Raw genomic sequence first — 7,716 nt, 5'->3', positions numbered from 1 at the left:
AGCGGGCATCGTGAAAAGTCTATGTCAAAGAAAGGGTTATGTTCTCATAATTGACGATTAAATCGCACCTTCCCTAATCTGCATTCCATTCTCCAGGTATTTGGTTTGTGGAGTAAACATAGCTATCACCTTCCAAGAAAATATTCAGTGATTTAAAGCAATCACTTACTAATTAGGCGGCCTCTGCGCAAGCGCCTGACGGTTGGGTAATGAGCCGCCGTCAGTGAGGCCTGAATAAAAAACCCGCCGGAGCGGGAATATGGGTCGAGCAATGTCGGCGATTAAGCCGTAATGGTCCCTGGTAGCGGGATTTGGCGGGACAGCGTGGACTCGAACCACGATAAGCAGGTTAACAGCCTGCCGTAATGACCTTTATACGACTGACCCAGATATGGAAAAGCCCCGCGTTATGCGAGGCTTTATGTTCTTTGCCACTTCCCGGAGTGGCCACGCTCATGCCCTTGAGTTGCTGTCGCCCTTTGGCCGCTTATAACCGGTACGCTTTGGCATTGCGCTGCTTTACCGGCATACACTTTTCTTTATTAACCCTCACCAGCGGTATGTCGCAGTTCGGACCTGCGTCTGGCTCCCTCAAGAGACTCGGGGCCACATCATGACTGTGGCTTATAAGTGCGGTCTGTCCGTTTTACTGGCACATAATTCAGCCCTCCAGAAACAAAAAAACCCGCACTTAGGGCGGGCTCTTAATGTTTTTTGCTCGGTTTATCTGAAAGCGGTATTCAGAGAAACCTCTGCATCAGGTTCACGCGTAATCCTGTTCCGGAGATCACGGCGAATTATCTCAATAGACCAGAACCATACTAAGTGACCAAATATCTCAGAAACGTTTTCATACCATGGAAGGTCGAAAAGAGATGGGGTTAAGCCCATAAGTGGGAATGAGATCATGTGGACAAATAGCTGTGCAAGCGCACCAGCCAGCAGCCCCTGCCATAACTTAATTTTAGGGAACACTTCTGCAACGACACAATACCCAACGGCGAAGACGATGGAGAATATGATGTGCGTTACACCCACCCAGTTAAATACATGACCTGCAAAGGTATAGACGACCGCATTAGGGTCTGCCAATCCCAACCAATCGCGTAGAAAAATGTATGGCGGATTAAGGAAGTTCCTTGAGCAGTCTATTTGCCCGGCAGCTCGAATTAATGATTCGGGCCCACACGCACTGGCAAACATGTCCACAGGACTACGCGGTGGTAGGGGAACTTCTGCACCCCATTTAACAAATGCCGAAACCACACCAGAAATAAGCCCAATAAACAATGCCACTCCATAGTGCCTTCTGCGAGGTTCTGTCTGTACAAAAAAGTCTTTTAACGCCATAAATCCGCCACTTATAAGAAACATTTACAGTCCCTTAATATTCCTTAAGTTTTGGATTAAGAATTTTGATCCAGATCACGATTTAGTTGTAACCATTGCAACAATAAAAACCCCGCCAGTTGGCAGGGTTTCACGGGTTAAATTCATCTGGACACAACAATCCATGATTAGAAGCATACAGGACAACTTCGGACAAAATCAAGCGTTACGTTTCGAAAACGCAAAATATTGTTGCTATCGTGTGACTCGTTCAAATTCTTTCGCAGCATTGTCTTCACCAGCGTTGCATACGCCCATCAGCGATTCATAGAATGGCTTCCAGTTCCTTGTCCACGTTCTGACATGGAGGTCAGGAACGAATTTGAGAATCGCTTTGTGGGCCGCTGTGGAAGGCATGACCGTAAAACCATTGCCGGAACAACGCTCACACCTTCTGAATACCGGAGTACCCTTTTCTTTTGTCGCCTTACGGTCGAGTACCTCGCCTTTACCGCCGCACCGACACCGGGCGCTCAACAGGCCTTTGCCGTCGCACGCCACGCACCTGGACGGGACAATCTCGGTCACCTCTGTCCATAGCTCCCAGTCTGACGGACGAACGGCGCGGGATCGACTGGCCCAATAAGGTGGTTTTCCCCATGGGTAAGATACTTTGCGCGTGACCTGCGTCGCAGTGGTTTTCCCTGTGCCGTTGCAACTGAGACAAATTGCAGTGCTGGCCGCCGAACGTGAGTATTCTGCGAAAGCAAATTGCGCCAGCAGCAACATGCAGCTGCCGAACTGCCCACCAGCAGCTTTGCGAACGTTCTTCGGCGCAACCTCCATTGCGTATCGTGCCAGCGCCTGAACCGCCAGTTGTTCGTCTGATTTGCTGACGCCAGCTTTGCCGAGGAATGCCGCAAGACCAAACCGGGCGCGGCTGCTGGTGGCCCCAAACGCATACATGATATCAGTGCCGTTAAGGCGGTCCGGTGAGGTGCTCTTCGTGTCATCGTTGATAAGCATTCCCTGGGGACTGAAATGCTTTAGTCCTGATTCCATTTTCATTGCGCATTCTCCCACTTCTGACCGCTATAACGTTTAGGCTGTGTTTTTTGCTGTGGCGTGCACCGGCAGCGTGCCTCATTCTGGTCGATGGGCAGGAAGTGTCCGTTAAAGAAACGGCGATATACCGTGCCGAGCGCACCGTTGCGTTGTTTTGTGACGTTGATCTCGGCGATACCTTTCGCCATTGACTCCGGGTTATAGACTTCATCGCGGCAGAGCATCATGATGATGTCCGCATCCGCCTCAATTTCACCGGAGTTTTTTAAATCGGAGTTCATGGGGCGCTTATTGGGGCGGGATTCAACGCCGCGAGAGAGCTGACTCAGGGCGACAACAGGCATCTGATTTGCTCTTGCCAGCCTCTTTAGCCCCTTGGATACCTCACCAACAGCCAGGTCATATCTTGCGGCGCTCTGGATCCTGATAAGCGCCAGATAATCAATAACCACCAGCGCCATTTCAGGGTGTGCAATCTTCCATCGGGTGGCCGTCTGGCTAATCTGATCAAGTGTCAGGTTTGTGGCGTCAACCATCCAGACCTTGCGTCCGGTCAATCTCGCGACGCCTGTCGTCAGCCTTGCCCAGTCCTCATCTTCAAATTTATCGGCGGCTTTCAGTCGCGATACGGGCATCCCGCCCGCAGCGGAAACCATGCGTTCGGTTATCTGGATACTGGACATTTCCAGCGAGAAGAACAGCACGCCCTGCCCCCGCTCTGACACTTTATCGATAATGTCCAGTGCCAGCTCTGTTTTCCCCATTGACGGGCGCGCGGCAATAAACACCAGCTCACCGGGTTCAATGCCTCCCGTTTTCTCGTCCAGCTCAGTAATACCGGTAAGCAACAGGCGACCCGCGTCCCGCCCCTGCATTCTGGCTTCAATCTTCTCAACGACGCCGGGAAGTAACTCGTCAATCGCAACGGGCTGCACCAGTCCGTCATCGATACCGATACAGGACATGGCACTTTGTGCCTGCTCCAGTGCAGTCACAGCAGCCTCGCCGGTAGCGGCATTCCGGATGCTATCCATAGCGGTTTCGATTACCTGATACGCATCCCGGACGGCGGCATTGCGCATCAGCGTTGCGACATACGAGGGTAGTGAGGATTTTGCCCAGGCGATGGGTGCTGTGGCGCTGATAATGGCCTCATACCCTGGCATCTGACCACACAGCAGTATCGGGTCGATAACACCGGTGCCTCTTGCCTGCCGGCATACCCCGGCGTAGATGTCCCGGTACTGACTGACAGAAAACGCGGTTGCTGGCAGGCGTGATATCACATCCATCACTTCGGGATCCGCACCGCGCAGGAGTATTGCGCCAATCACCGCCCCTTCAAGATCGGTGTTTTTCCACACTGGCGTCATTCGGTCGCTCCATTACTGCGATAGCTTTCCCAGTTAAACACCTGGCGATTTCGCCCGCCGTCAGTAACGCGGTCGACGATGCGCTCACCAATCGCATCTTTCAGCTGGTCAAACGTCAGGTTACTGATCAGGATTGTGGGTAAGATGCTCTCGTAGCGAGCGTTGATAACCTCCTGCAGAATGGCTGACTCGGCCTGGCTGCCAAACTGCACGCCCACCTCGTCGATAATCAGCAGATCCAGCGAAATGAAGTGGTTCAGTACGTCATCCTCAGTGCAGTCAGAATTATTGCGCCAGGTGTTTTTTACGGCACGGGTCAGGCGCATAACGTCGGTGATTTCCACCCGCGCAAGATGGTTGCGAATGATGGTTTTCGCCAGAGAAACGGCGAGGTGGTTTTTGCCTGTTCCACATTTGCCCAGCATCACCAGTCCGGTTCCTGCCGCAAGGCGGTCTGTCCAGCTTTCGGCATAACGCTGGCAGGCTGACAGATTTTTGGCTGCGCCCGGAGTTACAGGCTGATAACTGGCGAATTCGCAATGTTCAAAACGGCGGGCGATCCCTGCCTCACCCAGCAGGTCAGACACACGCAGCGAATGCAGTCTCTCGTTGACCTGAGTGATTTCATCGCGAATACAGGCCGGGCATCGTGAAACCTTGAAGTTTTTATTGCCCCGAAGGTCTTTGCCGATCAGCGTAAACTGCTCAAAGTCGCCATGCCCAGCATGCGCAGTGCATTCAACGGTCCTGATTTCACCACTGTCCCAGTGACCAAACTGCCAGGGTTTTTTATGCTCGACAGCAAATGACAGTTCTTCGTTGAGGTTTTCCTGCTGCGCTTTCAGCGCCTCGCGCTCTGAGCGCTGGTTAAGATCCAACATGTTAATCACTCCGTTATCACCAGTTACAGTCCGACTCGCCATAATCCTGCTCACTAAAACCCGATACCGGGAGTGCGTTTCGTCGCCCACCTCCGGGAGCGCATGGCGCCTTCCAGGGTTCATCAAAGTGTCGATCGGGACCGAAGAACGTCGTCGCCTGCTTGATGTACTGGGTGCCTGTACTGCCTGTAGCTTTGGCGTAAGCCGCGTAGCGCTTCACCCCCTCCAGCATGGTTTCAGGTTTCACCCCGTCCTTGAGTCGCGCATTCCAGGCCTTAAACGCCCCCGTCTTGCTGTTGCCACCTGCGCGTTTCGGGTACACCTGCCAGGCCATTTCAAATTCAGGTGAAAAACCCTGTTTTGCAGGACGGACCGGTGCAAAGGCGTCAGCCGATGCGCCAATAGATTTAGGTTCTATGACTGGTTCTTTGACTGATTCAAAAGAGTGACTGATTCTGGGTGCAGCTCCTGCACCACCCCCTGGTGAATCTCCTGCACCATGTGGTGAAACTGCTGCACCAGGTAGTGAACGATTTGCACCCCCTGGTGAATCTCCTGCACCAGTAAAATTAATGACATAAAGATTGCTGGAATTACCCTTCACGCCCGAGCGGAATTCCTTGCTAAGTAGCCCCATTTCACACAGAGCGTCGATGTGGCTGATGACCGAACGGCGGCTGATTTCGCACTGCTCTGCAATGTGACTGAAACTTGGCCAGCACTCACCCAAATCGCTCGCATTGTCCGCCAGTTTCAGCAGAACGAGCTTGCGTAGTGGGTTGCCAACTTTAATCTTCATGGCCTTAACCATCAGCTCCATACTCATGATGACCACCTATTTTCGACGAGTTTTTTCCAGTGCCCGGTATCCCGATACGCGCTCTCCAGCCCATGACGTACTCGCATGTCACGGAACCACTCCCGCTGTTCCCATAGCCTCCACCTGCGTGATTTGACGCGGCGGGATACGCACAAAATGCTCATCATTGCCAGAGTGGGTACTTTCGGTAATCGCCCCTTCGGGATATGCTCTCGCCAGTCGCGGCGTATATTTGCGCGCATACTGAGATAAACCCCAGCGGGAAAAACAACCGCAAAAGCAGATAACTGGGTCAAAAGGAGTCGCCAGAATTTATGGGTATCATCTGGAGTGAGCTTGTCTTGCTGTTCAACACCAACCCCGCCCTTATCACGCTCTTCTGGACGGTGATATCCTTCGGGTTTGGGTTGTGGTACGGCGACAAGAAAGCGGTCTCCAGGTACCGGCTTGATAAATTCAATGCTGTTTCCGACCCGATCGAAGTGTTCCTCTGGAAGGAGCTCGAAAGACTCAAGACGGGGCGAACTGAGTACGGCGGAAAGATCGTCGACTTTGACACCCTCTGCATCCACCTCCCACGCCAGGAGCGCCAGCCCTACGAGCAGGCCGTTGATGAATATTTTTCGGCGCTTAAAGCCTCCAGTCATCGCAGTGCTTCCGGGCAGGTCATAGTCACTCCCGACACTCAGGCCGCTATTACGGCCGTCGAGAGGCTTCTGAGGTACGCGAAACATCGTTGATTGATGTGACATGTCACGCCTCATTGTCGTTGCAGGTAAGGTCTGGGTGGTTGTAAGGGATCGCTTCATCCAGATGACACAGGATTGCAACATCCTCAGGAACGCCCCGCTTTTCCCATTTGCCTACAGCCTGACTACTTCTGGCGCTTCCTCGGCGCGGAAACCTGCGACCAATGGCCGCATTTGTCTTGAACTTCTGCTTTAAGATTTCGTATAGAGTCATACACCACCCAGATGGAAACTATTGTATCCACGAAATGTAGCAAATAGAATCCAAAGTATCAAAGATATTTGCTACTTTAGTTTCATCACAATTGGAGAAACATCTATGAGCACACTGGCAGAGAGACTTAATGCCGCACGCATTAGCGCCGGGCTAACTCAGGCGGCATTGGCTAAAAAGGCGGGCGTCACTCGGGTGGCAATAAGCAAGGCTGAGCAGGGCCTAACCAAAAGCTTTAATGGGAACACCTTATTCAAGATTGCTACAGCACTAAGTTGCAACCCTCAGTGGCTCCAGTCAGGGAGGGGAGATGAAAAGGCGTGGGAAACAAACATAAAATCCACAACCCAACCTGAACTTAGGTATAGCTATCCAGTTTTAAACTGGGTGCAAGCTGGTAATTTTGCTCAGTGTGGTGATAACTACAGTATGCATGACATTGATAACTGGAGAGAATCGGTAAAATACGCAGGAGAAAGAGGTTTCTGGCTTGAGGTTCACGGCGATTCCATGTCCTCTCCTGCGGGCGTTAGTTTTCCCGAAGGCATGTCAATATTAGTAAACCCAGAAGCAGATCCTTACTCAAATGGCTATGTGATCGCTCGTAAAAAATCAACCGATGAGGTCACTTTTAAGAAGTACGTTTACGATTTAGGTAGAGAGTTTCTAGCCCCTTTAAATTCGCAATATCCAGTAATAGAAATGGACGATGATTGCGAGATCGTGGGTGTCGTTGTAGATGCTAGGTGGGATATATTTTAATTTTAAATTCAAAAAGATGCCGGGAATCCCGGCTTTCTTTTTTCTATTATAGAAAATAAAGTATCAAAAATTACTTGCACGAAAATGATACTTTAGTTACCTTTAATTCATCCAATGGCTACCACACGGGATGAATATGAAACTGAATACTAAAAAACAAGATGCCACATACTGTCTGGATGAGTTGGCAAAACTAAGGCATCTACTGTCTGTTCTGTGTCAAGCGATAAATAACAACAACCACGAACGGGATGATATTGAAGGCTCGGCGGATTCAACTCCGAAGTGCAACGCTAAGCCGCCAATCTTAGCTCTGCAAACACCACAGACGGTTGCCTGAATCCGAGACACTTGCGTGGCCTGCTGTTCAGCGCCCCCTGGTAGTGCTGTAAGTCTTCTTCTGACACTGTCCGCAGGTCAGTTCCCTTCGGGATAAACTGCCGTAACAGTCAACAGCAGTCGAACTTTGACCCACCTTTGTTTAACAACAGCAGTTGTAATTTGACCCACCTGATCACTCAGG

The 7,716-nt window shown here is 51.2% G+C and carries 8 protein-coding genes, 1 tRNA gene and 1 pseudogene; 2 read left to right on the top strand and 8 right to left on the bottom strand.

All coding sequences use genetic code 11. The features are described 5' to 3' along the window. Positions 1 to 312: 312 nt before the first annotated feature. The 6 genes from ACSZPU_RS21210 to ACSZPU_RS21185 form a co-directional block, all read right to left on the bottom strand. Positions 313 to 387, bottom strand: a tRNA-Asn gene (locus ACSZPU_RS21210). Positions 388 to 723: 336 nt separating this feature from the next. Beyond that, on the bottom strand, positions 724 to 1,350 hold the full coding sequence (locus ACSZPU_RS21205; RefSeq protein ID WP_499002875.1) for a YagU family protein: 627 nt from the start codon (positions 1,348 to 1,350) through the stop codon (positions 724 to 726). A gap of 234 nt (positions 1,351 to 1,584) precedes the next feature. Continuing rightward, a complete protein-coding gene (locus ACSZPU_RS21200; protein WP_499002873.1) occupies positions 1,585 to 2,397 on the bottom strand; it encodes an antitermination protein in 813 nt (270 codons plus the stop codon). Then, the gene (locus tag ACSZPU_RS21195; protein ID WP_499002871.1) at positions 2,394 to 3,767 is read right to left on the bottom strand and encodes a replicative DNA helicase; all 1,374 of its coding nucleotides are present in this window, start codon (positions 3,765 to 3,767) and stop codon (positions 2,394 to 2,396) included. Before ACSZPU_RS21195 ends, ACSZPU_RS21200 begins: the two co-directional genes overlap by 4 nt. Beyond that, a complete protein-coding gene (locus tag ACSZPU_RS21190) occupies positions 3,764 to 4,648 on the bottom strand; it encodes an ATP-binding protein (RefSeq protein WP_499002869.1) in 885 nt (294 codons plus the stop codon). Before ACSZPU_RS21190 ends, ACSZPU_RS21195 begins: the two co-directional genes overlap by 4 nt. A 16-nt stretch (positions 4,649 to 4,664) precedes the next feature. Continuing rightward, positions 4,665 to 5,474 carry a helix-turn-helix domain-containing protein gene (locus ACSZPU_RS21185; protein WP_499002867.1) on the bottom strand — a complete coding sequence of 270 codons (810 nt, stop codon included), beginning with the start codon at positions 5,472 to 5,474 and terminating at the stop codon, positions 4,665 to 4,667. A 308-nt stretch (positions 5,475 to 5,782) separates the two neighbouring features. Between ACSZPU_RS21185 and ACSZPU_RS21180 the strand changes: the two genes are divergently transcribed. Continuing rightward, positions 5,783 to 6,208 carry a hypothetical protein gene (locus ACSZPU_RS21180; protein ID WP_499002865.1) on the top strand — a complete coding sequence of 142 codons (426 nt, stop codon included), beginning with the start codon at positions 5,783 to 5,785 and terminating at the stop codon, positions 6,206 to 6,208. A gap of 13 nt (positions 6,209 to 6,221) precedes the next feature. Here ACSZPU_RS21180 and ACSZPU_RS21175 read toward each other — a convergent pair whose 3' ends face one another. After that, a complete protein-coding gene (locus tag ACSZPU_RS21175) occupies positions 6,222 to 6,431 on the bottom strand; it encodes a hypothetical protein (protein ID WP_499002864.1) in 210 nt (69 codons plus the stop codon). A 105-nt stretch (positions 6,432 to 6,536) separates the two neighbouring features. Here ACSZPU_RS21175 and ACSZPU_RS21170 point away from each other — a divergent pair, with 105 nt between their 5' ends. After that, positions 6,537 to 7,193: a LexA family protein gene (locus ACSZPU_RS21170; protein WP_499002862.1), complete on the top strand. Its 657-nt coding sequence runs from the start codon at positions 6,537 to 6,539 to the stop codon at positions 7,191 to 7,193. Positions 7,194 to 7,486: 293 nt separating this feature from the next. On the opposite strand, the pseudogene ACSZPU_RS21165 reads toward ACSZPU_RS21170, so the two are convergent. Next, positions 7,487 to 7,642 (bottom strand): annotated as a pseudogene (locus ACSZPU_RS21165) (IS30 family transposase); the annotation flags it as partial. Positions 7,643 to 7,716 lie beyond the last annotated feature (74 nt).

This window comes from Phytobacter sp. V69, assembly GCF_965644215.1.
GTDB lineage: Bacteria > Pseudomonadota > Gammaproteobacteria > Enterobacterales > Enterobacteriaceae > Phytobacter.
Note: the sequence above shows the minus strand (reverse complement) of the source record. Positions and strands in the feature narration are given on the sequence as shown.